Below are 26,711 nucleotides of genomic sequence, written 5' to 3'. Positions count from 1 at the left end.
AGCTCAAGCCTTTCTCAGGAAAGGTCTTGCAGCGCTGAGGAGGTTAGCCACCAAACGCTGGCATTGGCTAATTGGTAATACCAATTTACAATGTCTAAGCGCTAGGGTAAAAGCCTTGGCTGTAGTGTGTCAATTTGCCTTGCTACGATTTTCGTCGGATACGGATGGAAAAGCAGTGTGTACCGGGTTATTTCAGCCGCATCTGAGGGGTGCCCGTGCAGCGTTAATCAGCAAGAATAGGTGGCCCGACATGTGCTCGGGGAAGTAAAGCGAGGGTTTATGGGTTTTGATCAGGTGCGTCAGCGCCGTTTGTCTGACGATATTGTCGAGCAGCTCGAAAGAATGATTCTGGAGGGCACGCTGAAGTCCGGTGGGCGTCTGCCCGCCGAGCGCGCGCTTGCCGAACAGTTTGGTGTTTCCCGACCGTCACTGCGTGAAGCCATCCAGAAACTGACGGCCAAGGGGCTATTGATCAGTCGTCAGGGCGGCGGTAACTACGTCGTGGAAAATCTGGGGTCGACCTTCAGCGATCCCTTGCTGCATTTATTGGAAAGCAGCCCGGACGCTCAGCGGGATTTGCTGGAATTCCGCCACACCCTGGAAGCCTCTTGCGCCTATTACGCTGCGATGCGCGCCACCGATGTGGATCGCGAGCGGCTGCGTCTGGCGTTCGACGCATTGCAGGATTGCTATTCGAGGCAAGGCGAGGTCAGTCGCGCCGAGGAAGGGGCGGCCGATGCCAGCTTTCACCTGGCCATTGCCGAAGCCAGCCACAATGCCGTGTTGTTGCATACGATTCGCGGGCTGTTCGATCTGCTCAAGCGCAACGTGGTGATCAATATCGGCGGGATGTACAAACAACGCACGGAAACCCGGGACATGCTGATCAGTCAGCATCGCGAGCTGTATCTGGCGATCATCGAGGGGCGAGGCGAGGACGCACGTGAAGTGTCCAGCAGGCATCTGATGTACGTGCAGGAAGTCCTGGAGGAAGTGCGGCAGCAAGTGCAACGCACCGCTCGGGCCGAGCGGCGTAATGGAATGTGATAAACGGAATCTACCCGCGGGACCGGCTTCAGCCGTGAAAAAGCCCGTACCGTCGAGGCATCTGCTTCGTCAGGCATGCAGCCTTCCCGGCTAAAGCCGGTCCCACGGCCTCAACGAATAATCAGGCCTGCAGCCTAATCATCCTTGCCCTTGCTGCGCACGGCCCGTTGCAGTTCGCGATCGGAGTCGCGTTCGCGTTCGGTGTGGCGCTTGTCGTATTCCTTCTTGCCCTTGCCCAGCGCAATTTCGCACTTGATCAAGTGCTCTTTCCAGTACAGGGAAAGGGCCACGCAGGCGTAGCCTTTCTGCTGCACCGACGTGTTGAGCTTTTCAAGCTCACGCTGGTTCAGCAAAAGTTTACGGGTGCGTGTCGGGTCAGCGATGACGTGAGTGCTGGCGGTCGTCAACGGTGAGATGTGGCTACCCATCAGCCAGGCCTCGCCATCTTTGAGCAGCACATAACTGTCAACCAGCTGCACCTTGTTGGCACGCAGGCTTTTTACTTCCCAGCCAGCCAGGACCAGACCGGCCTCGAACTTGTGTTCGATGAAGTAATCGTGACGCGCCTTTTTATTTTGCGCGATGGTCCCTGTGGGGTTTTTCTTGAGCTTAGCCATAGGCGACGCATTATAGGGACTCGCTTCGATATCGGCTACGGGGAACCTGCGTGCTTGAGCAGGTTGATTGAATCCCGGACAATGCGCCTCTTTTTCGTGTGGGCGTGTCAACAATGTCGACGGACAAGGTTTCGGTCCATGGCGGCTGGGCAAGCCGCTGGGTATTCATTCTTGCAGCAACCGGTTCTGCCGTGGGTTTGGGCAGTATCTGGAAGTTTCCCTATATGGTCGGCGTCTACGGTGGCGGTGCGTTCGTGCTGGTGTTCCTCGCCTGCATCGCCTTGATTGGTGTTCCAGTCATGTTGGCCGAGACCCTGATCGGTCGACGCTCGCGCTTGAGCCCTGCCAATGCGCTGAGGGTTCTGGCGACCGAGGCCGGACACTCCACGCGCTGGTCCTGGGGCGCTTTCGCCGGAATGATCACCGCGCTGCTGATCCTCTCTTTTTATAGTGTGGTGGGCGGCTGGTCCTTCGATTACATCATCGACATGGGGCGCGGCGACTTTCAGGGCGTGACGGCGGACCAGGTCGGCGGCTATTTCGGGAATGTCATTGCTGATCCGTGGCGTCTCGCGCTGTGGCACACGGTCTTCATGCTGCTTTCTGCGGTGGTGATCGCCAAAGGTGTGGTCGCCGGGCTTGAGCGCAGCCTGCGGATCATGATGCCGCTGCTGTTTGTCCTGATGCTCATCCTGTTGGGTTACAGCCTGACCACGGGGCATTTCATGGAGGGTGTCCATTTCATGTTCGACTTCAACCCGTCCAGGTTGCTCGACGGATTGCTGCCGGCCATGGGGCACGCGTTCTTTTCCCTGAGCGTCGGGGTTGGCTCGATCATGATCTATGGCGCTTATATGCCCAAGAGCTCGTCGATCTCCGGCACCATTGTCGGGGTCGCTTTGCTGGATACGTTTGTGTCGCTGTTGGCGGGGCTGGCGCTGTTCCCCATCGTCTTTGCTGCGGGCCTGAACCCGAGCGAAGGGCCCGGCCTGATGTTCGTGACCTTGCCGTTTGCCTTTGGCAATGTGGCGTTCGGGCAACTGATGGGCGTAGTGTTCTTTGTCCTGGTGGCCGTAGCCGCCTGGAGTTCGGCAATCTCCCTGCTTGAGCCAATGGTTGCCTATCTGGTCGAGCGGACTAAAATCCGCCGCGGCTGGGTGACATTCTGGCTCGCATTCAGTTGCTGGTTCGTGGGTCTTGGGACGGTGTTTTCGTTCAATATCTGGAAGCAGGCCAAATTTTTCGTGAACGATGGCGGCATGTTCCATCTCTATCAGTGGGGCGCAGCCGGAGGTCTGGACTTTTTCGGTGTCATCGATTTCTTCACTTCGCGGATCATGCTGCCGCTGGGTGGATTGTGTTTTGTGGTATTCGCAGGTTGGGTGATGGGTCGTGAGGCGGTGCGTGACGAATTGTCGATCCGCAGCCCGGTGCTTTTCTCCTTGACGTTCTTTTTGATGCGCTATGTGGCGCCGGTCGGCATTCTTGTTGTGTTTGCCGCTCAGCTTTGGAAGTGACGCTGACATGACTACGCATATTCAACGCTCCGCGCTTTTGCCTTATCCGGCTCAGGCTTTGTACGACCTCGTAAACGATGTAGCCCGCTATTCCGAGTTCCTGCCGTGGTGTTCTTCAGCGAAAGTGCTGGAGGAGAGCGAGGGGCGCATGCGCGCCAGCCTGGAAATTGCCAAGGGCGGTCTCAGCCAACATTTTGTAACGCAAAATACGTTGGTGCCGGGGCAGTCGATTGTGATGGATCTGGTGGAAGGGCCCTTCAATCAGTTGCACGGGGTCTGGACATTCAAGCCGCTGGGCGAAAAAGCCTGCAAGATCAGTCTGGACCTTTCCTTCGACTATGCAGGGCCGATTGTCCGCGCCACGCTCGGGCCGCTGTTCAACCAGGCTGCCAACACGCTGGTTGACGCATTTTGCCAGCGAGCGAAAGAACTGCATGGCTGAAGGGGTGATGAGGGTCGAGGTGGTTTATGCGGCCGTTGATCGTCAGTCATTGCTCAGCGTAGAAGTACCTGTGGGCACGACGTTGCGACAGGCATTGCTGTTGTCCGGCATTGGCACGCAGTTTCCTGAGCTGGATCTGTCGCAATGCACTGTGGGTATTTTCGGAAAAGTTGTGGCGGATGCTGAACAGCGCCTTATGAAGCAGGGCGAGCGGATTGAGATTTACCGCCCGTTGCTGGCTGACCCCAAGGAAGTCCGGCGCTTGCGTGCAGCCAAAGCGGCGAAAACTCGGCAGGAAAGAGAGCAAGGCTAGACATTCGCCAGACTGCAGACACTAAAAAGCCCGGCATGCCGGGCTTTTTGCTGTCGCAATGCTGACTGTTATTGCGGCGATGTTTCCAGCGGTTCCTGAGTCGGGACCGGCACGGTCTTGACTTTGTCCACGTCTTGCTGGATCTGCTCAAGCAACGAACCTGGCTTGGCAGGCTCTTCGGCTTTCGGCTGCTCGACATTGCCGGCAGGTGCCGTCGTGTCGCTGCCTTGGCCCAGGATGGCTTCGTCGCGGCTTACGCCCGGCATGAAGTCGCCGGACAGGCTGACGAGCTGGTCATTGCCATTGAAGATTACGCTGACGCGCTCTTGCTGGCGTTCACCACCTCCAGGCTGCAGGCTGTACAGGTAATCCCAGCGATCCGCATGGAATGTGTCGGTCAGCAAGGGATTGCCCATGATAAACCGTACTTGCCGTCGGGTCATTCCGGGGCGTAACTGGTCTATCATGTCTTGCGTGACGACATTGCCCTGTTGGATGTCGATTTTGTAAACCCCGGGGAATGAACAACCGGCGAGTGCGAGCAGTCCCACAAGGGTGAAACTGGTTAGCAGGAGCTTGGTGTTTTGCATCGGTGGGCGACTTCCACTATCTTGGCTGGGACAACGTAAACCCCGATCATACCTGCATTAAGAGAAGCTGCGAAGCAGCGTCTGCGAGAAAGCTGACCATGGTTGAAAATAGCGAACTACGAAAGGCCGGACTAAAGGTGACCCTGCCACGGGTCAAAATTCTACAGATGCTCGATTCCGCCGAGCAGCGTCACATGAGCGCGGAGGATGTTTACAAGGCGCTCATGGAGGCTAGCGAGGACGTCGGTCTGGCCACGGTTTACCGTGTACTGACTCAGTTCGAAGCCGCTGGATTGGTGGTTCGCCACAATTTCGACGGCGGTCATGCGGTATTCGAGCTGGCTGACGGCGGCCACCATGACCATATGGTCAATGTGGAGTCTGGTGAGGTGATCGAGTTCTTCGAAGAAGAAATCGAGAAGCTTCAGAAGGCGATTGTCGAGAAGCACGGTTACGAGTTGGTGGATCACAACTTGGTGCTCTACGTGCGCAAGAAAAAGGTGTAAATCTTTTTCTGATGCAGCAGCAAAGGCGACCCTAGGGTCGCCTTTGTGCGTTCTATTCTTTTTCGTTGGAGCGAGGCTTGCCCGCGAAGGGCAATAGCGCGGCGGGTCTGGTCCGCAGACGCGCCTGGTTCGCGGGCAAGCCTCGCCAACAGGCCCCGCATGGCCTCAGCTCTTGGCCGTGACCACCATCTTCTTCGCGTGGGCGAGGGACTCTTTGGTCAGGTCGATACCGCCCAGCATTCTTGCCACTTCCTCAATGCGCTCGGTCTTGCTGAGCTTCGACACGGCGGTGCGCGTGACATCACTGTCCCGAACCTTGTGCACGAACAGGTGCTGGTGTCCTTGTGCCGCGACTTGCGGCAGGTGCGTCACGGTCATCACCTGGCCGCGATCCCCCAGGCGTCGTAACAATTGGCCGACAATCTCGGCCGTCGGGCCGCCAATGCCCACATCCACCTCGTCAAACACAAGGGTCGGCACGCGTGATGTCTGTGCAGTGATGACCTGGATTGCGAGGCTGATTCGCGAAAGTTCACCGCCTGAGGCGACCTTGGCCAGAGCCTTGAGCGGTTGACCCGGGTTGGCGCTGACCAGAAATTCCACCGTTTCCAAGCCATTGGGCAGCAGTTCTTTCTCGGCATTGACGCGCAACTCGATGTTGAAACGCCCGCCGGGCATGCCGAGGCGCTGAATTTCCTGCTCGACCGCATGGCCCAGCGCAGGCGCTGCGCGATGCCGCAGGTCGCTTAGCTCTCGAGCCTTTTCCTTGTAATGTCGCGCGAAGGCGGCCAGCTCGTTTTCCATGCGCTCAATGGCTTCGTCGTTGGCATTCAGTGTTTCGATTTCGTCGAGCAGCTTTTGCTGAAGGGTGGCCACTTCAGTGGGCTGGATACGGTGTTTTCGCGCCAGGGTGTAAATGACGTCGAGACGCTCTTCCAGTTGCTGCAGGCGGGCGGGATCGGCATCGAAGTGATCAAGGAACCGGTTCAGTTCGCCGACGGCTTCTTCGACCTGAATCTGCGCACTGGACAACAGATTCGTGGCTTCGCTCAGCGCCGTAGGTGAATCGTTGACGCTGCTCAAGCGATGCAGACTGGCGGTCAGTGCATTGAGCACGTTGCCGGAGTCATTTTCGCTGCATTGTTCAACCACCTGGCGACAGATGCTCAGCAGGCTCTCAGCATTGGTCAGGTTCTTGTGTTCCTGCTCCAGCTGCTCCAGTTCGTTTTCGCCCAGGCTCAGGCTTTCAAGCTCTTCGAGCTGATAGCTCAGCAATTGGTGGCGTGAACGCTGCTCGTCACCGGAATTGGATAACCGGTCAAGCTCCTGTCGCGTTTGCCGCCAGCGCTGTGCGGCCAGCTGAACCTGGCGTGCGAGATCTGTCGCGCCGGCGTACTCGTCCAGCAGGCGCCGATGTGTATCGGCCTTGAGCAGCGACTGATGCTCGTGCTGGCTGTGGATGTCGATCAGCAATTCGCCGAGGGCCTTCAAGTCACCTTGCGGGCAGGGCGTGCCGTTGATGTAAGACCGCGAGCGCCCTTCGGCCGTGATGACCCGGCGCAGGATGCACGGGCCGTCGTTGTCCAGGTCGCGCTCCTGAAGCCAGGCGCTGGCCTCGGGAATGTCGGCCAGATCGAATGTGGCCAGGATATCGGCCTTGTCCGCGCCGGGACGAACGACTCCGCTGTCGGCGCGATCCCCGAGGGTCAGGCCCAGCGCATCGAGCATGATCGATTTGCCGGCACCGGTTTCGCCGGTGATTACGCTCATGCCTCGGTCCAGCTCGAGATCGAGATGTTCAACGATGGCGTAGTTGTGTACGGAAAGGTGCACCAGCATGGAGTGGCTCCCAGGCGATTTGTCTGGTTATTTATACAGTATTTTATTTGCCGGTGACAATGGCGGTCTTCAGCCCTGTTCCGTCCGGGTGCAATTTTTTTTAGTCCATCCCGGCATTTTCTCAAGCGCCATAAGGACTTGGCTTATGTCAGAAATTTCGTAGGGGTATTGCTCGATCTCATGCATTTTGCCCTTGAAGCTGAAAAATCCGCTCCCATATAGAGGGGCAGAAGCGCGAGTTGAGCTCGCGGACGTTTTTGAAAGGAGAAATCTATGGCTGACGAACAGAATCTGGATGCGCAGACCCAGGACCAGGCTGCCGAGGCGGCTTCAGGTGAAGAATTGGTAACTCGTGTGCAGATGCTTGAAGAGCAATTGGCTGCGGCACAAGACCAGTCCCTGCGAGTGGCTGCGGATTTGCAGAATGTCCGCCGCCGTGCAGAGCAGGATGTCGAAAAAGCACACAAATTCGCGCTCGAACGATTCGCTGGCGATTTGTTGCCGATCGTCGACAGCCTCGAGCGCGGCCTTGAGCTGTCCGATGCAAACGACGAGAGCATTCGCCCGATGCGTGAAGGTATCGAGCTGACGTTGAAGATGTTCCACGACACCCTCAAGCGTTATCAGTTGGAGCCAATCGAGCCTCACGGCCAGCCATTCAATGCCGAGCACCATCAGGCAATGGCCATGCAGGAAAGTGCGGATGTCGAACCGAACAGTGTGTTGAAAGTGTTTCAGAAGGGTTACCAGCTTAACGGTCGTCTGCTGCGCCCCGCGATGGTCGTGGTCAGCAAGGCACCGTCGCCTGTTCAGCCGTCAATTGACGAGCAGGCTTGAAATCAGCTGTCTGGCCCCCATTTATAGGCCAAGCGTTTAAGAGCTACCGCAACGTGTAAGTGCAGTTGTGGCAACCAAATCCAAATTTCGGGAGAGTCAAAACATGGGCAGAATTATCGGTATCGACCTGGGGACCACCAACTCCTGCGTCTCCATTCTGGAAAACGGTAACGTAAAAGTTATCGAAAACGCCGAAGGCACCCGCACCACGCCTTCGATCATTGCTTACGCCAACGACGGTGAAATCCTCGTCGGTCAGTCGGCCAAGCGTCAGGCAGTCACCAACCCGCACAACACCCTGTACGCGGTTAAGCGTCTGATCGGCCGTCGCTTTGAAGAAGAAGTTGTTCAGAAAGACATCCAGATGGTCCCTTACAAGATCGTCAAGGCTGACAACGGCGATGCCTGGGTTGAGGTCAACGGCCAGAAAATGGCACCTCCTCAGATTTCTGCCGAAATCCTGAAGAAAATGAAAAAAACCGCCGAAGACTACCTCGGCGAGCCTGTGACTGAAGCGGTCATCACTGTTCCGGCCTACTTCAACGACAGCCAGCGTCAAGCGACCAAGGACGCCGGCCGTATCGCGGGTCTGGACGTAAAACGTATCATCAACGAACCTACCGCAGCCGCTCTGGCTTACGGTATGGACAAGGCGAAAGGCGACCACACCGTCATCGTTTATGACCTGGGTGGCGGTACTTTCGACGTTTCGGTTATCGAGATCGCTGAAGTCGATGGCGAGCACCAGTTCGAAGTTCTGGCAACCAACGGTGACACGTTCCTGGGTGGTGAAGACTTTGACATTCGCCTGATCGACTACCTCGTCGACGAGTTCAAGAAAGAAAGCGGCATGAACCTCAAGGGTGATCCGCTGGCAATGCAGCGCCTGAAAGAAGCCGCTGAAAAAGCCAAGATCGAACTGTCTTCGAGCATGCAGACTGACGTGAACCTGCCGTACATCACTGCAGACGCCACCGGTCCTAAGCACTTGAACGTGAAAATCTCTCGTTCGAAGCTGGAATCGCTGGTTGAAGACCTGGTTCAGCGCACCATCGAGCCATGCCGCATCGCGCTGAAAGACGCGGGTATCGACATCGGCGCGATCAACGACGTGATTCTGGTCGGTGGTCAGACCCGTATGCCGCTGGTGCAGAAGCTGGTTACCGAGTTCTTTGGTAAAGAAGCGCGTAAAGACGTCAACCCGGACGAAGCTGTGGCCATGGGTGCTGCTATCCAGGGTGCGGTTCTGGCCGGTGACGTGAAGGACGTTCTGCTGCTGGACGTCAGCCCGCTGACCCTGGGTATCGAAACCATGGGTGGCGTGATGACCGCGCTGATCGAAAAGAACACCACGATTCCTACCAAGAAATCCCAGGTGTTCTCGACAGCCGACGACAATCAGGGCGCAGTGACCATTCATGTTCTGCAGGGCGAGCGTAAGCAAGCCGCTCAGAACAAGTCCCTGGGCAAGTTCGACCTGGCCGAGATTCCACCTGCACCACGTGGCGTTCCTCAGATCGAAGTGACCTTCGACATCGATGCCAACGGCATCCTGCACGTAGGCGCCAAAGACAAGGCGACCGGCAAGCAGCAGTCCATCGTGATCAAGGCCAACTCCGGCTTGTCCGAGGAAGAAATTCAGCAAATGGTTCGTGATGCTGAAGTCAATGCGGAAGAAGACCGCAAGTTCGAAGAGCTGGCAGCAGCCCGTAACCAGGGCGACGCCCTGGTTCACTCGACTCGCAAGATGATCAGCGATGCTGGCGATAAAGTGACCGCTGAAGAGAAAACTTCGATCGAAGCGGCTGTGGTTGCTCTGGAAGCCGCCATCAAAGGCGACGACAAGGCTGTCATCGAAGCCAAGGTTGAAGAGCTGTCCAAGGTGTCGGCTCCGGTTGCCCAGAAAATGTACGCCGAACAGGCTGAAAAACCTGAAGCTGGCGCACAGGCTGCGAAGGAAGACGGCAAGCCGGCCGATGACGTTGTCGATGCAGAGTTTGAAGAAGTCAAAGACCACAAGTAAGCGCAGGCTCACTTGAACGCCAGTTGACCGCTTTCAAGTGGTCACTGGTAGGATGTCGCCGCGCGGGAGCTTGCTCCCGCGTTGGCGTGTCTGGAACAGACGAATTTTTGATGGCTTGCGGCTTGACTGCGCGAGCCCTGTGGCAAGGCCGCGATGCTCCTGCATGCGGCTTGTTCTGCCGCTTTCTCGGCCGGGCGACCGGCTGTTGACGAAGACCAGGATCGTTGAATTGACGTGAGTTGGGTCCGGGCCTGTATGGGGCTCAACGAGTTTGGCAAGGCTCAGGAGGGTTTTGCCGGACGTCCTCAAGAGTGCGGAAGAATTATGGCAAAGCGTGACTATTACGAAGTATTGGGGGTGGAGCGAGGCTCCAGCGAGGCCGACCTGAAGAAGGCTTATCGTCGTCTGGCGATGAAGCATCACCCGGATCGCAACCCTGACGATAAAGCATCGGAAGATATGTTCAAGGAGGCCAATGAGGCCTACGAAGTGCTTTCCGATGCCAGCAAACGCGCAGCTTATGATCAGTACGGTCATGCCGGCGTAGACCCAAGCATGGGTGGCGGCGGTTTCGGCGGCGGTGCGGGGGGCGCAAACTTCTCCGATATATTCGGCGATGTGTTCAGCGACTTCTTCGGTGGCGGGCGCGGGGGTGGCGGTGGTCGTGGCGGCGCTCAGCGCGGCAGTGATCTGCGTTACACCCTCGAACTGAATCTCGAAGAAGCGGTGCGCGGCACCACGGTGAATATCCGTGTGCCAACGCTGGTCAACTGCAAGCCGTGCGATGGCTCGGGTGCGAAGAAAGGTTCTTCCCCGGTCACTTGCCCGACGTGCGGCGGTATTGGTCAGGTGCGCATGCAGCAGGGTTTCTTCTCTGTGCAGCAGACCTGCCCGCGCTGTCATGGTCACGGCAAGATCATTTCCGACCCCTGTGATTCCTGTCATGGCGAAGGCCGTGTCGAGGAATACAAGACCCTGTCTGTAAAAGTGCCGCCAGGCGTTGATACCGGCGACCGTATTCGTCTGTCAGGCGAAGGCGAGGCGGGTGCTCAAGGTGGTCCGACCGGCGATCTTTATGTCGTGATCAACGTGCGTGAGCACGCGATATTCCAGCGTGACGGCAAGCATCTGTATTGCGAAGTGCCGATCAGCTTCACGGACGCCGCACTGGGCGGTGAGCTGGAAGTGCCAACGCTGGACGGTCGCGTCAAGCTGAAGATTCCCGAGGGTACTCAAACCGGCAAGCAGTTCCGCTTGCGCGGCAAGGGTGTTGCTCCGGTTCGTGGCGGCGGCGCTGGCGACCTGATGTGTCGTGTGGCGGTGGAAACTCCGGTCAATCTGGGGCGTCGTCAGCGCGAATTGCTTGAAGAGTTCCGCGCAACGCTCGAAGGCGACAGCTCTCATTCGCCGAAAGCCACCGGTTGGTTCGACGGTGTGAAGCGTTTCTTCGGTGATCTGTAAGCGTTTTTAACGGGGGCTAAACATGCGACGTATAGCTGTAATGGGCGCCGCCGGGCGCATGGGCAAGATCCTGATCGAGGCCGTCCAGTTGGCGCCGGGTGCGGGTTTGACCGCCGCGATCGACCGTCCTGACAGCACGTTGGTGGGCGCCGATGCCGGCGAGCTGGCTGCACTGGGTCGGATTGGCGTGCCACTGTGCGGTGATCTGGCCAAGGTTGTCGATGAATTCGACGTGCTGATCGATTTCACGCATCCGTCTGTGACGCTGAAGAATCTGGCGTTCTGCCGCAAGGCCGGCAAAGCCATGATCATCGGCACCACGGGTTTCAGTGCGGAAGAAAAGCAGCGTCTGGCCGAAGCGGGCAAGGACATCCCGATTGTGTTCGCAGCGAACTTCAGTGTGGGTGTGAACCTGTGCCTGAAATTGCTCGACACTGCCGCGCGGGTGCTGGGCGATGATGTCGATATCGAAATCATCGAGGCGCACCACCGTCACAAGGTTGATGCGCCATCCGGTACTGCGCTGCGCATGGGTGAAGTGGTTGCCGATGCCTTGGGCCGAGATCTGAAGAAAGTCGCGGTCTACGGACGAGAAGGGCAAACCGGCGCGCGTGATCGCCAAAGCATTGGTTTCGCGACTGTTCGTGCGGGCGATATCGTTGGGGATCACACGGTGTTGTTTGCTGCGGACGGGGAGCGCGTGGAAATCACGCACAAGGCATCCAGCCGCATGACCTTCGCCAAAGGCGCTGTTCGGGCTGCTCTCTGGCTTGAAGGGCGCGAGCCAGGCTTGTATGACATGCAGGACGTGCTGGACCTGCGTTGATCGTCCTGATCACGCAAACGAGGGTCGAATTGACGTCTGACGTGAATTTCGGCCCTGCTTCACCCTCGTCAAGGGAACTTCTGTCGCATTTCCTCGCCTTTTAGGCTCATTGCCGGTAGACCAAAACAGGGCTTTTCTGTAAGCTACAGCTTTAGTGTGTCCACTAAAAGCGCGCAGATGATTCGATAAGAAAGCGGGGTGACGTGTCTATACGTCATTCCGCTTTTTTGCAACCTGCGAACGCCCTTTCAGGCTTTACTTACGGGAGGTCTTCTTGACTAAGCCAGCCATACTCGCCCTTGCTGATGGCAGCATTTTTCGCGGCGAAGCCATTGGAGCCGACGGTCAAACCGTTGGTGAGGTAGTGTTTAACACTGCCATGACCGGCTATCAGGAAATCCTTACCGATCCTTCCTATGCCCAACAAATCGTCACGCTGACCTATCCGCACATCGGTAATACCGGCACCACGCCGGAAGACGCCGAATCGGACCGTGTCTGGTCAGCCGGTCTGGTCATTCGTGATCTGCCGCTGGTAGCCAGCAACTGGCGCAACAAAATGTCCCTCGGCGATTACCTGAAAGCCAACGGCGTTGTCGCCATTGCAGGGATCGATACGCGCCGCCTGACCCGCATTCTGCGTGAGAAAGGGGCTCAGAACGGCTGCATCCTGGCCGGCGACGACATCTCGGACGAAGCCGCTATCGCAGCAGCACGCGGCTTCCCGGGCCTCAAGGGCATGGACCTGGCGAAAGTCGTCAGCGTCAAGGAAAGCTACGAATGGCGCTCCAGCGTCTGGTCGTTGAAAACCGACAGCTGCCCCGAGATTCCAGCCAGCGATTTGAAATACCACGTCGTGGCCTACGACTACGGCGTCAAGCTGAACATCCTGCGCATGCTGGTCGAGCGCGGCTGCCGCGTAACCGTCGTTCCCGCGCAGACACCCGCCAGCGATGTGCTCGCGATGAATCCGGACGGCGTATTCCTGTCCAACGGTCCCGGCGACCCGGAGCCTTGCGACTATGCCATCCAGGCCATCAAGGATGTGCTGGAAACGGACGTGCCGGTCTTCGGTATTTGCCTGGGCCACCAATTGCTGGCGCTGGCCTCTGGCGCCAGGACCATCAAGATGGCGCTGGGTCACCATGGTGCGAACCATCCGGTTCAGGACCTGGACACAGGCGTTGTCATGATCACCAGCCAGAACCACGGTTTTGCGGTGGATGAAGCGACCCTGCCGGGCAACGTGCGGGCGATTCACAAATCGCTGTTCGACGGCAGCCTGCAAGGCATCGAGCGTACCGACAAGGACGCCTTCAGCTTCCAGGGTCACCCTGAGGCGAGCCCGGGTCCGACCGACGTCGCTCCGTTGTTTGATCGCTTCATCGAAGCGATGGCCAAGCGACGCTGACCGGTTGCCTTGAGCATGTAACGCGCAGGTGACTGGGCAGGCCCCGAACGACTCGTCGTCCGGCAAAGGCCGCCCAGCCATCGCAGAGAAGCAGACCTACGTATTCGAGTGACAACCCATGCCAAAACGTACAGACATTAAAAGCATCCTGATTCTTGGTGCCGGCCCCATCGTGATCGGCCAGGCCTGTGAGTTCGACTACTCTGGCGCCCAGGCCTGCAAAGCCCTGCGCGAAGAGGGTTACCGCGTCATCCTGGTGAACTCCAACCCCGCGACGATCATGACCGATCCGTCCATGGCGGACGCGACCTACATCGAGCCGATCAAATGGCAGACCGTTGCCAAGATCATCGAAAAAGAACGTCCTGATGCGCTGTTGCCAACCATGGGTGGCCAGACTGCGCTGAACTGCGCACTGGATCTTGAGCGTGAAGGCGTTCTGGAGAAGTTCGGCGTCGAAATGATCGGTGCGAACGCCGACACCATCGACAAGGCAGAAGACCGCTCGCGTTTCGACAAGGCCATGAAGTCCATCGGCCTGGATTGCCCGCGCTCGGGCATTGCCCACAGCATGGAAGAGTCCTACGCGGTTCTGGAAAAGCTCGGCTTCCCGTGCATTATCCGTCCGTCGTTCACCATGGGCGGCACGGGTGGCGGTATCGCCTACAACCGTGAAGAGTTCGAAGAAATCTGCACCCGCGGTCTGGACTTGTCGCCGACCAAAGAGCTGCTGATCGACGAATCCCTGATCGGCTGGAAAGAGTACGAGATGGAAGTGGTCCGCGACAAAAAGGACAACTGCATCATCGTCTGCTCCATCGAGAACTTCGATCCGATGGGTGTCCACACGGGCGACTCCATCACGGTTGCGCCAGCCCAGACGCTGACCGACAAGGAATACCAGATCATGCGCAACGCCTCGCTGGCGGTGCTGCGTGAGATTGGCGTGGAAACCGGTGGTTCGAACGTCCAGTTCGGTATTTGTCCGGATACGGGCCGCATGGTCGTCATCGAGATGAACCCGCGTGTGTCGCGTTCCTCGGCCCTGGCTTCGAAGGCGACAGGTTTCCCTATCGCTCGCGTCGCCGCCAAGCTGGCCATCGGTTACACCCTCGACGAACTGCAAAACGAAATTACCGGCGGCAAGACTCCTGCGTCTTTCGAGCCGTCCATCGACTACGTGGTTACCAAACTGCCACGCTTCGCCTTCGAAAAATTTGCCAAGGCCGATGCACGCCTGACCACGCAAATGAAGTCGGTCGGTGAAGTCATGGCCATCGGCCGCACCTTCCAGGAATCCCTGCAGAAAGCCCTGCGCGGTCTTGAAGTGGGTGTCAGCGGTCTCGACCCGAAACTGGATCTGGCCAACCCGGAAAGCATGGGTGTGCTCAAGCGTGAGCTGACCGTGCCGGGTGCCGAGCGCATCTGGTACGTCGCCGATGCGTTCCGTGCCGGCATGACCGTCGAAGAAATCTTCGCCATGAACATGATCGATCCCTGGTTCCTCGTGCAGATCGAAGATCTGATCAAGGACGAAGAGAAGATCAAGACCCTTGGTCTGGCGGCTATCGACCGCGACATGATGTACCGTCTCAAGCGCAAGGGCTTCTCCGATGCGCGTCTGGCCAAGCTGCTGGGCGTTACCGAGAAGAACCTGCGTCGCCATCGTCACAAGCTGGAAGTGTTCCCGGTCTACAAGCGCGTTGACACCTGCGCGGCCGAGTTCTCGACCGACACCGCTTACATGTACTCGACCTACGAGGAAGAGTGCGAAGCCAATCCGACGACCCGCGACAAGATCATGATCCTCGGCGGCGGTCCTAACCGTATCGGCCAGGGTATCGAGTTCGACTACTGCTGTGTGCACGCGGCACTCGCCCTGCGCGAAGACGGGTACGAGACCATCATGGTCAACTGCAACCCGGAAACCGTGTCCACCGACTACGACACCTCGGATCGCCTGTACTTCGAGCCAGTGACCCTGGAAGACGTGCTGGAAATCGTCCGCGTCGAGAAGCCAAAAGGCGTGATCGTTCAGTACGGCGGTCAAACACCGTTGAAGCTGGCTCGTGCCCTTGAAGAAGCGGGCGTGCCGATTATCGGTACCAGCCCTGACGCGATCGACCGTGCAGAGGATCGCGAGCGCTTCCAGCACATGGTCGAGCGCCTCAACCTGCGTCAGCCGCCAAACGCGACGGTGCGCAGCGAAGACGAAGCCATCCGTGCGGCAGGCAAGATCGGCTACCCGCTGGTGGTGCGTCCTTCCTACGTGCTGGGCGGTCGGGCGATGGAAATCGTCTACGAAGAAGAAGAACTCAAGCGCTACCTGCGTGACGCGGTCAAAGTCTCCAACGACAGCCCGGTCCTGCTCGATCACTTCCTCAATTGCGCCATAGAAATGGACGTTGATGCGGTCTGCGACGGTACTGATGTGGTTATCGGTGCCATCATGCAGCACATCGAACAGGCCGGTGTTCACTCCGGTGACTCGGCATGCTCGCTGCCGCCTTACTCGTTGCCTGGGCATATCCAGGACGAAATGCGCGAGCAGGTCAAGAAAATGGCTCTGGAGCTGGGTGTCGTTGGCCTGATGAACGTGCAGTTGGCGTTGCAGGGCGAAGATATCTACGTCATCGAAGTGAACCCGCGTGCATCCCGTACTGTGCCGTTCGTGTCCAAGTGCATCGGTGTTTCCCTGGCAATGATCGCCGCGCGCGTGATGGCTGGCAAAACCCTGAAAGAGCTGAACTTCACCAAGGAAATCATCCCGAACTTCTACAGTGTGAAAGAGGCGGTGTTCCCGTTCGCCAAGTTCCCTGGCGTTGACCCGATCCTCGGTCCCGAGATGAAATCCACCGGTGAAGTGATGGGCGTCGGCGACACCTTCGGTGAAGCCTTTGCCAAGGCCCAGATGGGCGCCAGCGAAGTCCTGCCGACCGGTGGCACGGCCTTCATCAGCGTGCGTGACGATGACAAGCCACTGGTCGCCGGTGTCGCCCGCGACCTGATCAACCTGGGCTTCGAGGTCGTCGCGACGGCCGGTACCGCCAAGCTTATCGAAGCGGCCGGCTTGAAAGTCCGTCGCGTCAACAAAGTGACCGAAGGCCGTCCGCATGTGGTCGACATGATCAAGAATGACGAAGTCACCCTGATCATCAACACCACCGAAGGGCGTCAGTCGATCGCTGATTCCTACTCCATCCGCCGCAATGCCTTGCAGCACAAGATTTACTGCACCACGACCATTGCTGCAGGCGAGGCTATCTGTGAAGCGCTCAAGTTCGGTCCGGAAAAGACCGTGCGCCGCTTGCAGGATCTACATGCAGGGTTGAAGGCATGATCAAATATCCAATGACCGTCCAGGGCGCTCGCGCCCTGGAAGAAGAACACGCACATCTCACCAAGGTGGTACGTCCCAAGCTCAGCTCGGACATCGGCACCGCACGTGAGTTGGGAGACCTCAAGGAAAACGCCGAGTACCACGCCGCCCGCGAACAGCAGGGCATGGTTGAGGCGCGGATCCGGGATATCGAAGGCCGCATGCAGAATGCGGTCATCATTGATGTGACGACGATCGAGCATACCGGCAAGGTGATTTTCGGCACGACGGTGGAAATTGCCAACGTCGAAACGGATGAGTCGGTGACCTACCAGATCGTCGGTGAAGACGAGGCAGACATCAAGAAAGGCAAGATTTCGGTAGGCTCGCCTATTGCTCGGGCATTGATCGCCAAGGAAGAGGGCGACGTAGTCGCCGTCAAGACGCCAAGCGGCGTCATCGAGTACGAGATTGTCGAAGTCAGGCACATCTGATCTGAAGCGCCCGTTAACAATGGGCGCGATCATCTGGCAGCTCACCCAGACGTTGTGGGTGGGCGGCCTGATGGTGCTGCTTCTGGGGCTGTTGGCGGTGCTGGATCAGACCGGCCTGGCACCGTTGCTGATTCATGAGTTTGCCAATTTTTCCGGGGCTGTGCTGGTGGGTTTTGCGGCGGTATGCGCAATGCTTCAGATGGCGGTTCTGGTGGGTGCAGACGGTATTTCGAGCATGTGGCTGGACCTGCGCGGACAGCTGTTGCTGATCGCACTGTTAGCCTCGGTCAGCTATTTTGGATTGCGTCACTGGATGCCCGATGCGCTGCATCTGCAGTTATGGAGCTATCTGGTGCTGGGCTTGTCTGGCGTGTTGCTGGTTTTGCAGCCATTGCCCGGAAGGAGCAGCAGGCCGCGCTAGCGCGGCCCTGGCCTTGTTGCATCAAACGGCGCGATGGACGTTGGACAACAGCTTGTTTACCTTTGGGTTCTTGCGATAAATCAGCGCCATCTTGCCGATGACCTGTACGAGATCCGCTTTACCGGCCTTGCACAGTTCTGCAATGGCCTGAAGACGGCTTTCGCGTTCAAGGATGTTGAGCTTGATTTTAATCAGCTCGTGATCGCCCAATGCGCGTTCAAGTTCTGCTAACACACCTTCAGTCAAACCATTGTCAGCCACAATCAATACCGGTTTCAGATGGTGGCCAATGGATTTGTACTGTTTCTTCTGCTCCTGAGTGAGCGGCATAATCTGACCCCTGCGTCTGATCTTGTAAAAAGCGGCGGCCAGTTTACCCGAGCGAGTCCGGGACCGCCCAGTTAATCACGACTCGTTTATTTTTGAGGTGCCCCGTGGCCCGATCCAAGACAAGCCATAACTGGCTCAAAGAACACTTTGACGATAAATACGTCAAAATGGCGCAGAAGGACGGTTACCGCTCTCGCGCCAGCTACAAGCTTCTGGAGATCCAGGAGAAGGATAAAATCATCCGGCCTGGCATGACCGTGATCGACCTCGGCGCGGCGCCGGGCGGGTGGTCACAGGTGACCAGTCGTCTGATCGGTGGCCAGGGCCGCCTGATCGCTTCCGACATCCTGGAAATGGACAGCATCCCCGATGTGACCTTTATTCAAGGGGACTTTACGGAAGATGCAGTCCTCGCACAGATCCTGGAAGCTGTCGGTAATACTCAAGTAGACCTTGTGATTTCCGATATGGCCCCCAATATGAGTGGATTGAGCGCTGTCGACATGCCGCGCGCCATGTTTCTTTGCGAATTGGCTCTGGATCTGGCGGGGCGGGTTTTGCGGCCTGGCGGTGATTTCCTGATCAAGGTTTTCCAGGGGGAAGGCTTTGATCAGTATCACAAAGACATCCGCAAGCTGTTCGACAAGGTTCAGATGCGTAAGCCCGAGTCATCCCGCGATCGTTCCCGTGAGCAGTACTTGCTGGGTCGGGGTTTCCGGGGGATTGAAGGCTCGGAAAGCATCGAGCGCTATTGAAGCGGCCCGATAGTTTTTTTCAAATGGCCCAGCGGTTGCAGCATAAACGAACATGCTGTAGTCAAAGTTTCACAAAGGGTTACAGACGGCGCCTGCCACATCTGTAGGTTCTGTAGTAAGTTAGGCCGGTGAATATCATGCGAGGCACGCTCCTGCGTGGAGCTTGCTTCAGAGGGTAGCTAATTGAACGATATGGCAAAGAATTTGATCCTGTGGTTGATCATTGCGGCAGTCCTTGTGACGGTAATGAACAACTTCTCCAGCCCGAACGAGCCGCAGACCCTCAACTATTCCGAGTTCATCCAGCAAGTGAAGGATGGCAAGGTTGAGAAGGTTGCCGTTGATGGTTATGTCATCACGGGCAAGCGCAGCGACGGTGACACCTTCAAGACCATTCGTCCGGCCATTCAGGACAACGGTCTGATCGGTGATCTGGTCGACAATAACGTGGTTATCGAAGGCAAGCAGCCTGAGCAGCAGAGCATCTGGACTCAGCTACTCGTTGCCAGCTTCCCGATCCTCGTCATCATCGCTGTGTTCATGTTTTTCATGCGCCAGATGCAAGGTGGTGCGGGAGGCAAGGGCGGGCCGATGAGTTTCGGCAAGAGCAAGGCGCGCCTGCTGTCTGAAGATCAGGTCAAGACGACCCTGGCTGATGTCGCAGGTTGCGACGAAGCCAAGGAAGAAGTGGGCGAGCTGGTCGAGTTCCTTCGTGATCCAGGCAAGTTCCAGCGTCTTGGCGGTCGTATCCCGCGTGGCGTCCTGATGGTCGGCCCGCCGGGTACCGGTAAAACCCTGCTTGCCAAGGCGATTGCCGGCGAAGCGAAAGTGCCGTTCTTCACCATTTCCGGTTCTGATTTTGTCGAGATGTTCGTGGGTGTCGGTGCAAGCCGGGTCCGTGACATGTTCGAACAGGCCAAGAAGCACGCCCCTTGCATCATCTTCATCGATGAAATCGATGCCGTGGGTCGCCATCGTGGTGCCGGCATGGGCGGTGGTCACGACGAGCGTGAGCAGACTCTCAACCAGTTGCTGGTAGAGATGGATGGCTTCGAAATGAACGATGGCATCATCGTCATTGCGGCCACCAACCGTCCTGATGTACTGGACCCTGCACTGCTGCGTCCGGGTCGTTTCGACCGTCAGGTGGTCGTTGGCCTGCCGGATATCCGCGGTCGCGAACAGATTCTCAAAGTGCACATGCGTAAAGTGCCGATGGGTGAAGATGTCAATCCGGGTGTCATCGCTCGTGGCACGCCTGGTTTCTCGGGTGCCGACCTTGCCAACCTGGTCAACGAGGCTTCGCTGTTTGCGGCACGTACAGGCAAACGCATCGTTGAAATGAAAGAATTCGAGTTGGCCAAAGACAAGATCATGATGGGCGCCGAGCGCAAATCCATGGTCATGTCCGAGAAAGAGAAGCAGAACACGGCTTATCACGAAGCGGGCCACGCCATTGTGGGTCGGGTTGTGCCTGAGCATGATCCGGTCTACAAGGTTTCGATCATCCCGCGTGGTCGTGCGTTGGGTGTGACCATGTTCCTTCCCGAGGAAGATCGTTACAGCCTTTCGAAGCGTGCGCTGATCAGTCAGATCTGCTCGTTGTACGGCGGCCGTATCGCTGAGGAAATGACGCTGGGTTTTGATGGTGTAACCACGGGCGCTTCCAACGACATCATGCGTGCCAGTCAGATTGCCCGGAACATGGTGACCAAGTGGGGTCTTTCGGAAAAACTCGGTCCGCTGCTCTATGGCGAAGATGAGAACGAAGGGTACCTCGGTCGCGGTGGTGGTGGTCAAAACAGCGGTTTGTCGGCTGAAACTGCCCGGTTGATTGACTCTGAAGTGCGCAGCATCATTGATCAGTGCTATGGCACGGCCAAGCAGATTCTCACGGACAATCGTGACAAGCTTGATGCGATGGCTGATGCATTGATGAAGTACGAAACGATCGATGCAGAGCAGATCGATGACATCATGGCCGGTCGGACTCCGCGCGAGCCGCGCGACTGGGAAGGTGGTTCGGGTACGCCGAGTGCGCCAGTGACGCCTCCGGATCCACGTCCTGAGACGCCAATTGGCGGTCCGGCTGCTGAACACTAAGGTCTGACATGGCTTCTGCGCTGTACCCAACCCGGTTGCCCTGCGGCAACCGGGTTCTTGATTTAGCCCATACGCACGTAATGGGCATCTTGAATGCCACCCCGGATTCCTTCTCGGACGGCGGCCGCTACAATCGTCTGGACGCCGCGCTGCGTCATGCGCAGGCGATGGTTGCCGCTGGTGCGACGCTGATTGATGTGGGAGGCGAGTCTACAAGGCCGGGTGCGCGTGCCGTATCCCCCCTTGAAGAGCTTGAGCGGGTCGCCCCGGTCGTCGAGGCGTTGAATCGTGAGCTGGATGTCATCATTTCCGTCGACACCTCCACGCCCGCTGTCATTCGTGAGGCTGCCCGCCTCGGGGCTGGCCTGATCAATGATGTGCGCTCACTGCGCCGTGAAGGTGCCTTGGATGCCGCCGCAGCAACCGGTCTGCCCGTTTGTTTGATGCACATGCGTGGGGAGCCGGGCGACATGCAGGATAATCCGCACTATGAAAACCTTGTGGGCGAGGTCTGTGCTTTTTTGCGCGAGCGTATGATGCAGTGTTCCGCCGCGGGTATACCGGGTGAGCGCATCATTCTTGATCCCGGCTTTGGTTTTGCGAAAAGTCTTGAGCACAACTTGAGCCTCTTCAAGCACCTTGAAGCATTGCACGCGCTGGGTCGCCCGCTACTGGTCGGTGTCTCGCGCAAAAGCATGATAGGTGGAGCGCTCAATCGCCCGGTGGGCGAGCGTCTTTACGGTGGGCTGGCTCTGGCAGCATTGGCCATGACCAAGGGCGCAAGAATTCTACGTGTGCACGACGTCCCTGAAACGGTCGATGTCGTGCGCATGATTGCCGCTGTTGAAGCGGCCGAATAGAAATGGTGGAGCAACAATGACGACCAAGAAATATTTTGGAACCGACGGTATTCGTGGTCGGGTAGGGCAATTTCCGATTACGCCCGATTTCATGCTGAAGCTTGGCTGGGCTGCAGGCATGGCGTTTCGCCGCCTGGGTGCATGCCGAATTCTGGTGGGCAAAGACACGAGAATTTCCGGTTACATGTTCGAGTCTGCCCTGGAAGCCGGGCTTTCGGCCGCAGGTGCAGACGTCATGTTGCTTGGGCCGATGCCTACTCCGGCTATCGCCTATCTGACCCGGACCTTTCACGCCGAGGCTGGCATCGTGATCAGCGCCTCGCACAATCCGCATTACGACAACGGCATCAAGTTCTTCTCAGGGCAAGGCACCAAGCTGCCTGACGAGATCGAAATGATGATCGAAGAGTTGCTGGACGCGCCGATGACGGTTGTGGAGTCGGAAAAGCTCGGCAAGGTGTCCCGTATCAATGACGCTGCCGGTCGCTACATCGAGTTCTGCAAAAGCAGTGTGCCTTCGAGCACCGATTTCGCGGGTCTCAAGCTGGTCATCGACTGCGCGCACGGCGCGACCTACAAGGTGGCGCCAAACGTATTTCGTGAGCTGGGCGCACAGGTAACGGTGCTTTCCGCGCAGCCTGACGGCCTTAACATCAACAAGGACTGTGGTTCTACGCACATGGGTGCGCTTCAGGCTGCCGTTCTGGCCGAGCATGCTGATATGGGCATCGGATTCGATGGCGATGGTGACCGCGTCCTGATGGTGGATCACACCGGAGCTATCGTCGATGGCGACGATCTTCTGTTCATCATCGCGCGTGACCTTCACCAGCGCGGTCGCCTCCAGGGAGGGGTGGTCGGCACGCTGATGAGTAACCTGGGTCTTGAGCTGGCGTTGGGTGAGTTGAATATTCCGTTCGTGCGGGCCAATGTCGGCGATCGGTATGTCATTGCGGAGCTGCAGGAGCGTGACTGGCAGGTGGGTGGTGAGAACTCCGGCCATATTGTCTGCTTCCAGCACACCACGACAGGCGATGCAATTATCGCTGCATTACAGGTGCTTCTGGCTTTGCGCCGTAGCAATCAAAGTCTGGCCGAAGCTCGTCAGGCATTGCGCAAGTGTCCGCAGATACTGATCAATGTAAGATTTGCGGGTGGCGTCGATCCTGTAGGGCATCCGGCGGTCAAGGAGGCCTGTCAGCGCGTTACTGATGCAATGGCCGGGCGCGGTCGTGTGCTTCTGCGTAAATCGGGCACCGAGCCACTGGTCCGCGTGATGGTCGAAGGCGAGGATGAAGTTCAGGTTCGCGGCTATGCCGATGAGCTCGCAAAGCTGGTCGCAGAAGTTTGCGCCTGATTTCGGCTTGCCAGTGTTGAAACTGTTGGGTAACATCTGCGCCCACTTTGACCGACGAGGTACAGCATGCGTCGCCCTATGGTAGCTGGTAACTGGAAGATGCACGGTACCCGCGCCAGCGTCGCTGAGCTGATCGAGGGCCTTGCTGCACAGGCACTCCCTGGCGGTGTTGATGTCGCGGTATTTCCGTCGAGTCTGCACATCAATCGTGTGATTGATGATTTGCATGGCAAGTCGATTTCTGTGGGTGCACAGAACTGCGCTCATGAAGCAGGGCAGGGTGCGTTGACGGGTGAGATATCATCCAGTCAGCTGATTGATGCAGGCTGTAGCCTGGTGCTTGTGGGGCATTCGGAGCGTCGCCAGATAATGGGCGAAAGCGACGAAGTCCTGATTCGCAAGTTCGCTGCAGCTCAGGCAAGCGGCCTTACGCCCGTGCTGTGCATCGGCGAAACGCGCGAAGAGCGCGAAGCTGGCGAAACGCTTGAGATTGTCGGGCGGCAGCTGGGTAGCGTCATTCAGGCATTGGGTATCGAAGCCCTGGTCAATGCGGTAATTGCTTACGAGCCAGTCTGGGCCATTGGCACCGGGCTGACTGCTTCGCCCCAACAGGCGCAGGATGTGCATGCAGCTATTCGTGCGCAGTTGGCGAAAGAGAATGCTGAGGTCGCACAAGGCGTGCGACTTCTTTATGGCGGCAGCGTGAAGGCGGCCAATGCGGTCGAACTGTTCAGCATGCCGGATATCGATGGGGGGCTCATTGGTGGAGCTTCCCTGAATGCAGATGAGTTCGGTGCGATTTGTCGCGCCGCGGGAAACTGAAAAAATGCTGGAAACAGTCGTAGTCGTTTTTCATCTGTTGGGCGCTCTGGGCGTTGTTGTCCTGGTATTGCTGCAGCAGGGTAAAGGTGCGGACGCTGGCGCGTCATTCGGGGCAGGTGCATCAAATACTGTATTCGGAAGCCAAGGTTCCTCTACCTTTCTTAGTAAGTTTACTGCTATACTCGCCGCAGCTTTTTTCATAACCAGCTTGGGGTTAGGTTACTTTGCTAAAGAGAAAGCTCAACAGCTGACTCAAGCAGGTTTGCCAAATCCAGCGGTAATGGAAGTGCAGCAAAAGCCGGCAGCAGATGATGTTCCGGTGCTCGAAGGGCAAAAGCCAGCAGTTGTTCCTGCTGACGTACCTCAGGCTCCAGGGCAGAAGTAAGGTTTCAACGGGCAGTGATGTTTGAGGCTGTCAAAAGTTGTATTGCCGAGGTGGTGGAATTGGTAGACACGCAACCTTGAGGTGGTTGTGCCCATAGGGTGTAGGGGTTCGAGTCCCCTTCTCGGTACCAATTATCAGGACAGCCCGCACTAGCGGGCTTTCTTGTAGGTGGATGTTCGATTGACCCTGAAAGGGATCAGCCGTATACTTCCGCCCCAGCTTTGTCGCGGGGTGGAGCAGTCTGGTAGCTCGTCGGGCTCATAACCCGAAGGTCGTTGGTTCAAATCCAGCCCCCGCAACCAGTTTTAGCGGAGCCCCTTTTTAGGGGCTTTTTGTTAGCTGGACAGTTTATGACGCCGCTTTCGACGGCGTTTTCATGGATGGGCGTTTCGCCCATTTTTTTATTTTTAAAGCATGCACGAGGGGGTTCAGGTGTCGAGCAAGCTAGAACAGTTGCAGGCCTTGTTGGTCCCGGTGGTCGAGGCTCTTGGCTATCAATGCTGGGGAATTGAGTACGTTTCCCAGGGCCGACATTCACTGCTGCGCATTTATATTGATAAAGAAGACGGCGTCTTGGTGGATGACTGCGCAATAGTCAGCCGCCAACTCAGTGGTGTTCTGGATGTCGAAGATCCGATCAGTGCTGAATACACGCTTGAGGTGTCTTCCCCTGGCATGGATCGCCCACTGTTCACGCTTGAACAGTTTGCTTTGCACGCCGGACAACAAGTGAAGATAAAGCTGCGTTCACCCTTCGATGGTCGACGCAACTTTCAGGGCCTTCTCCGCGGGGTGGAGGAGCAGGATGTCGTGGTGCATGTTGAAGACCATGAGTATCTGTTGCCGATCGATCTGATCGACAAGGCCAACATTATTCCCACGTTTGAATAAAAACGTGCCAGATACTGCGGATCCCGCGGATCCAATGGCTTGCGAAAGGCGAGGCGTACGATGAGCAAAGAAGTACTGCTGGTTGTTGAGTCGGTGTCCAATGAAAAGGGCGTTCCGGCAGGAGTGATTTTTGAAGCACTGGAGCTGGCCCTGGCCACTGCTACCAAGAAGCGCTTTGAAGATGAAGTTGAACTGCGTGTAGAAATCAATCGTCAGACCGGTAACTATGAGACTTTCCGTCGCTGGACAGTGGTCGAAGACGAAGATCTGGACGATCCAGCCTACGAATTGGCTGTAGACCAGGCCCAGGCCAAAAAGCCGGGTGCCGTTGCCGGCGACCTGATTGAAGAGAAGATTGATTCCATCGAATTCGGTCGAATCGCCGCTCAGACTGCCAAGCAAGTCATTGTGCAGAAAGTCCGTGAGGCTGAACGCGCCCAGGTTGTCGACGCTTATCGTGAGCGTCTGGGTGAAATCATTTCCGGTACTGTTAAAAAAGTGACGCGTGACAATGTCATCGTGGATCTTGGCAATAATGCCGAGGCCCTGCTGGCACGTGAAGACATCATTTCGCGGGAGACTTTCCGTGTAGGTGTCCGTCTTCGAGCGTTGCTTAAAGAAATTCGCACTGAAAACCGTGGCCCTCAGTTGATCTTGTCGCGTACCGCGCCAGAGATGCTGATCGAGCTGTTCCGGATTGAAGTACCGGAAATTGCCGAAGGTCTCATTGAGGTGATGGCTGCCTCTCGTGATCCGGGATCGCGTGCAAAAATCGCTGTTCGCTCCAAGGACAAACGAATCGATCCGCAAGGCGCTTGCATTGGCATGCGTGGTTCGCGCGTTCAGGCTGTTTCTGGAGAGTTGGGCGGTGAGCGTGTGGATATCGTTCTTTGGGACGATAACCCGGCGCAGTTCGTCATCAACGCAATGTCTCCAGCTGAAGTAGCGGCAATCATCGTTGATGAAGATGCCCATGCAATGGACATCGCCGTTGGCGCGGACAACCTGGCGCAGGCCATTGGTCGCGGCGGTCAAAACGTACGTCTGGCGAGCCAATTGACTGGCTGGACCCTGAACGTGATGACCGAATCGGACATCCAGGCTAAGCAGCAGGCAGAGACCGGCGATATTCTGCGCAACTTTATCGAAGAGCTGGAAGTCGATGAAGACCTTGCGCAGGTACTGGTTGATGAAGGCTTTACCAGTCTGGAAGAGATTGCCTACGTACCGGTGGAGGAGATGCTCAACATCGACGGCTTTGACGAGGATACCGTCAACGAGCTTCGCGCTCGGGCCAAGGATCGTTTGTTGACCAAAGCCATCGCTACTGAGGAAAAGCTGGCAGACGCCCATCCGGCCGAGGACCTGCTCTCTCTTGAGGGTATGGACAAGGATTTGGCGATGGAACTGGCGGTGCGCGGCGTAGTTACCCGCGAAGACCTGGCCGAGCAGTCTATTGACGATCTGCTCGACATCGACGGCATTGACGATATTCGTGCCGGCAAGTTGATCATGGCCGCCCGAGCCCATTGGTTCGAGTAAGTA

At 57.3% G+C, this 26,711-nt stretch carries 25 protein-coding genes and 2 tRNA genes; 23 read left to right on the top strand and 4 right to left on the bottom strand.

The annotated features are described in order from the left end of the window. Window positions 1-279 precede the first annotated feature (279 nt). Entirely contained in the window at window positions 280-1,047 is a 768-nt protein-coding gene (locus tag ACP7B0_RS19215; protein WP_426143180.1) for a GntR family transcriptional regulator, read from the top strand. Window positions 1,048-1,181: 134 nt separating this feature from the next. Here ACP7B0_RS19215 and smpB read toward each other — a convergent pair whose 3' ends face one another. Beyond that, complete coding sequence (smpB, locus tag ACP7B0_RS19210; protein ID WP_426143178.1) at window positions 1,182-1,664, bottom strand: SsrA-binding protein SmpB; 483 nt, start codon at window positions 1,662-1,664, stop codon at window positions 1,182-1,184. A gap of 113 nt (window positions 1,665-1,777) precedes the next feature. Here smpB and ACP7B0_RS19205 point away from each other — a divergent pair, with 113 nt between their 5' ends. Genes ACP7B0_RS19205 through ACP7B0_RS19195 form a run of 3 tightly spaced genes read left to right on the top strand, consistent with a single transcriptional unit; the run spans window position 1,778 to window position 3,936 of the window. Continuing rightward, window positions 1,778-3,181 (top strand): sodium-dependent transporter, encoded by a 1,404-nt coding sequence (locus ACP7B0_RS19205; RefSeq protein ID WP_426143176.1) that lies wholly within the window; start codon window positions 1,778-1,780, stop codon window positions 3,179-3,181. Window positions 3,182-3,188: 7 nt separating this feature from the next. Then, entirely contained in the window at window positions 3,189-3,623 is a 435-nt protein-coding gene (locus ACP7B0_RS19200; RefSeq protein WP_426143174.1) for a type II toxin-antitoxin system RatA family toxin, read from the top strand. Then, the gene (locus ACP7B0_RS19195) at window positions 3,616-3,936 is read left to right on the top strand and encodes an RnfH family protein (RefSeq protein WP_426143173.1); all 321 of its coding nucleotides are present in this window, start codon (window positions 3,616-3,618) and stop codon (window positions 3,934-3,936) included. Before ACP7B0_RS19200 ends, ACP7B0_RS19195 begins: the two co-directional genes overlap by 8 nt. A gap of 68 nt (window positions 3,937-4,004) precedes the next feature. On the opposite strand, the gene ACP7B0_RS19190 is transcribed toward ACP7B0_RS19195, so the two are convergent. After that, a complete protein-coding gene (locus ACP7B0_RS19190; protein WP_426143171.1) occupies window positions 4,005-4,526 on the bottom strand; it encodes an outer membrane protein assembly factor BamE in 522 nt (173 codons plus the stop codon). A gap of 98 nt (window positions 4,527-4,624) precedes the next feature. On the opposite strand from ACP7B0_RS19190, the gene fur reads away from it, so the two are divergent. After that, a complete protein-coding gene (gene fur, locus ACP7B0_RS19185) occupies window positions 4,625-5,032 on the top strand; it encodes a ferric iron uptake transcriptional regulator (RefSeq protein ID WP_065836130.1) in 408 nt (135 codons plus the stop codon). A gap of 165 nt (window positions 5,033-5,197) precedes the next feature. Here the strand turns inward: fur and recN are convergent, their stop codons facing one another. After that, window positions 5,198-6,871 (bottom strand): DNA repair protein RecN, encoded by a 1,674-nt coding sequence (gene recN / locus ACP7B0_RS19180; RefSeq protein WP_426143170.1) that lies wholly within the window; start codon window positions 6,869-6,871, stop codon window positions 5,198-5,200. Window positions 6,872-7,144: 273 nt separating this feature from the next. Here recN and grpE point away from each other — a divergent pair, with 273 nt between their 5' ends. The 8 genes from grpE (at window position 7,145) to ACP7B0_RS19140 (ending at window position 17,663) form a co-directional block, all read left to right on the top strand. Continuing rightward, a complete protein-coding gene (grpE, locus tag ACP7B0_RS19175) occupies window positions 7,145-7,708 on the top strand; it encodes a nucleotide exchange factor GrpE (protein ID WP_426143169.1) in 564 nt (187 codons plus the stop codon). Between the two features lie 103 nt (window positions 7,709-7,811). Beyond that, complete coding sequence (gene dnaK / locus ACP7B0_RS19170; protein ID WP_426143167.1) at window positions 7,812-9,731, top strand: molecular chaperone DnaK; 1,920 nt, start codon at window positions 7,812-7,814, stop codon at window positions 9,729-9,731. 324 nt (window positions 9,732-10,055) lie between these two features. Further along, entirely contained in the window at window positions 10,056-11,192 is a 1,137-nt protein-coding gene (dnaJ, locus tag ACP7B0_RS19165; protein WP_426143165.1) for a molecular chaperone DnaJ, read from the top strand. Window positions 11,193-11,214: 22 nt separating this feature from the next. Continuing rightward, the gene (gene dapB, locus ACP7B0_RS19160) at window positions 11,215-12,018 is read left to right on the top strand and encodes a 4-hydroxy-tetrahydrodipicolinate reductase (protein ID WP_426143164.1); all 804 of its coding nucleotides are present in this window, start codon (window positions 11,215-11,217) and stop codon (window positions 12,016-12,018) included. A 274-nt stretch (window positions 12,019-12,292) separates the two neighbouring features. Beyond that, entirely contained in the window at window positions 12,293-13,429 is a 1,137-nt protein-coding gene (carA, locus tag ACP7B0_RS19155; RefSeq protein ID WP_426143162.1) for a glutamine-hydrolyzing carbamoyl-phosphate synthase small subunit, read from the top strand. Window positions 13,430-13,547: 118 nt separating this feature from the next. Continuing rightward, entirely contained in the window at window positions 13,548-16,769 is a 3,222-nt protein-coding gene (carB, locus tag ACP7B0_RS19150) for a carbamoyl-phosphate synthase large subunit (protein WP_426143161.1), read from the top strand. Further along, window positions 16,766-17,242 carry a transcription elongation factor GreA gene (gene greA, locus ACP7B0_RS19145; RefSeq protein ID WP_426143160.1) on the top strand — a complete coding sequence of 159 codons (477 nt, stop codon included), beginning with the start codon at window positions 16,766-16,768 and terminating at the stop codon, window positions 17,240-17,242. The genes carB and greA overlap by 4 nt, the downstream gene beginning before the upstream one ends. A gap of 28 nt (window positions 17,243-17,270) precedes the next feature. Beyond that, window positions 17,271-17,663 carry an MFS transporter gene (locus ACP7B0_RS19140; RefSeq protein WP_426143307.1) on the top strand — a complete coding sequence of 131 codons (393 nt, stop codon included), beginning with the start codon at window positions 17,271-17,273 and terminating at the stop codon, window positions 17,661-17,663. A gap of 21 nt (window positions 17,664-17,684) precedes the next feature. Here ACP7B0_RS19140 and ACP7B0_RS19135 read toward each other — a convergent pair whose 3' ends face one another. Beyond that, window positions 17,685-17,993 carry a YhbY family RNA-binding protein gene (locus ACP7B0_RS19135; protein WP_426143159.1) on the bottom strand — a complete coding sequence of 103 codons (309 nt, stop codon included), beginning with the start codon at window positions 17,991-17,993 and terminating at the stop codon, window positions 17,685-17,687. A 104-nt stretch (window positions 17,994-18,097) separates the two neighbouring features. On the opposite strand from ACP7B0_RS19135, the gene rlmE reads away from it, so the two are divergent. The 10 genes from rlmE (at window position 18,098) to nusA (ending at window position 26,708) form a co-directional block, all read left to right on the top strand. Continuing rightward, on the top strand, window positions 18,098-18,748 hold the full coding sequence (rlmE, locus tag ACP7B0_RS19130) for a 23S rRNA (uridine(2552)-2'-O)-methyltransferase RlmE (protein ID WP_426143158.1): 651 nt from the start codon (window positions 18,098-18,100) through the stop codon (window positions 18,746-18,748). 192 nt (window positions 18,749-18,940) lie between these two features. After that, on the top strand, window positions 18,941-20,851 hold the full coding sequence (ftsH, locus tag ACP7B0_RS19125) for an ATP-dependent zinc metalloprotease FtsH (protein WP_426143156.1): 1,911 nt from the start codon (window positions 18,941-18,943) through the stop codon (window positions 20,849-20,851). Between the two features lie 8 nt (window positions 20,852-20,859). Further along, window positions 20,860-21,711: a dihydropteroate synthase gene (gene folP, locus ACP7B0_RS19120; protein ID WP_426143154.1), complete on the top strand. Its 852-nt coding sequence runs from the start codon at window positions 20,860-20,862 to the stop codon at window positions 21,709-21,711. Between the two features lie 16 nt (window positions 21,712-21,727). After that, complete coding sequence (gene glmM / locus ACP7B0_RS19115) at window positions 21,728-23,068, top strand: phosphoglucosamine mutase (protein WP_426143153.1); 1,341 nt, start codon at window positions 21,728-21,730, stop codon at window positions 23,066-23,068. Window positions 23,069-23,134: 66 nt separating this feature from the next. Then, window positions 23,135-23,890 (top strand): triose-phosphate isomerase, encoded by a 756-nt coding sequence (tpiA, locus tag ACP7B0_RS19110; protein ID WP_426143151.1) that lies wholly within the window; start codon window positions 23,135-23,137, stop codon window positions 23,888-23,890. A gap of 4 nt (window positions 23,891-23,894) precedes the next feature. After that, a complete protein-coding gene (gene secG, locus ACP7B0_RS19105) occupies window positions 23,895-24,275 on the top strand; it encodes a preprotein translocase subunit SecG (protein WP_426143150.1) in 381 nt (126 codons plus the stop codon). A 44-nt stretch (window positions 24,276-24,319) separates the two neighbouring features. Continuing rightward, a tRNA-Leu gene (locus ACP7B0_RS19100) sits at window positions 24,320-24,405 on the top strand. Between the two features lie 95 nt (window positions 24,406-24,500). Continuing rightward, window positions 24,501-24,577 (top strand) — tRNA-Met (locus ACP7B0_RS19095). A gap of 130 nt (window positions 24,578-24,707) precedes the next feature. Continuing rightward, window positions 24,708-25,166 (top strand): ribosome maturation factor RimP, encoded by a 459-nt coding sequence (gene rimP / locus ACP7B0_RS19090; RefSeq protein ID WP_426143148.1) that lies wholly within the window; start codon window positions 24,708-24,710, stop codon window positions 25,164-25,166. 60 nt (window positions 25,167-25,226) lie between these two features. Then, window positions 25,227-26,708 carry a transcription termination factor NusA gene (gene nusA / locus ACP7B0_RS19085; protein ID WP_426143147.1) on the top strand — a complete coding sequence of 494 codons (1,482 nt, stop codon included), beginning with the start codon at window positions 25,227-25,229 and terminating at the stop codon, window positions 26,706-26,708. Window positions 26,709-26,711 lie beyond the last annotated feature (3 nt).

It is taken from the genome of Pseudomonas sp. DWP3-1-2 (assembly GCF_049896285.1).
Classification (GTDB): domain Bacteria; phylum Pseudomonadota; class Gammaproteobacteria; order Pseudomonadales; family Pseudomonadaceae; genus Aquipseudomonas.
The sequence above is the reverse complement of the archived record's forward strand: the minus strand, read 5'-3'. Positions and strand labels throughout refer to the sequence as shown.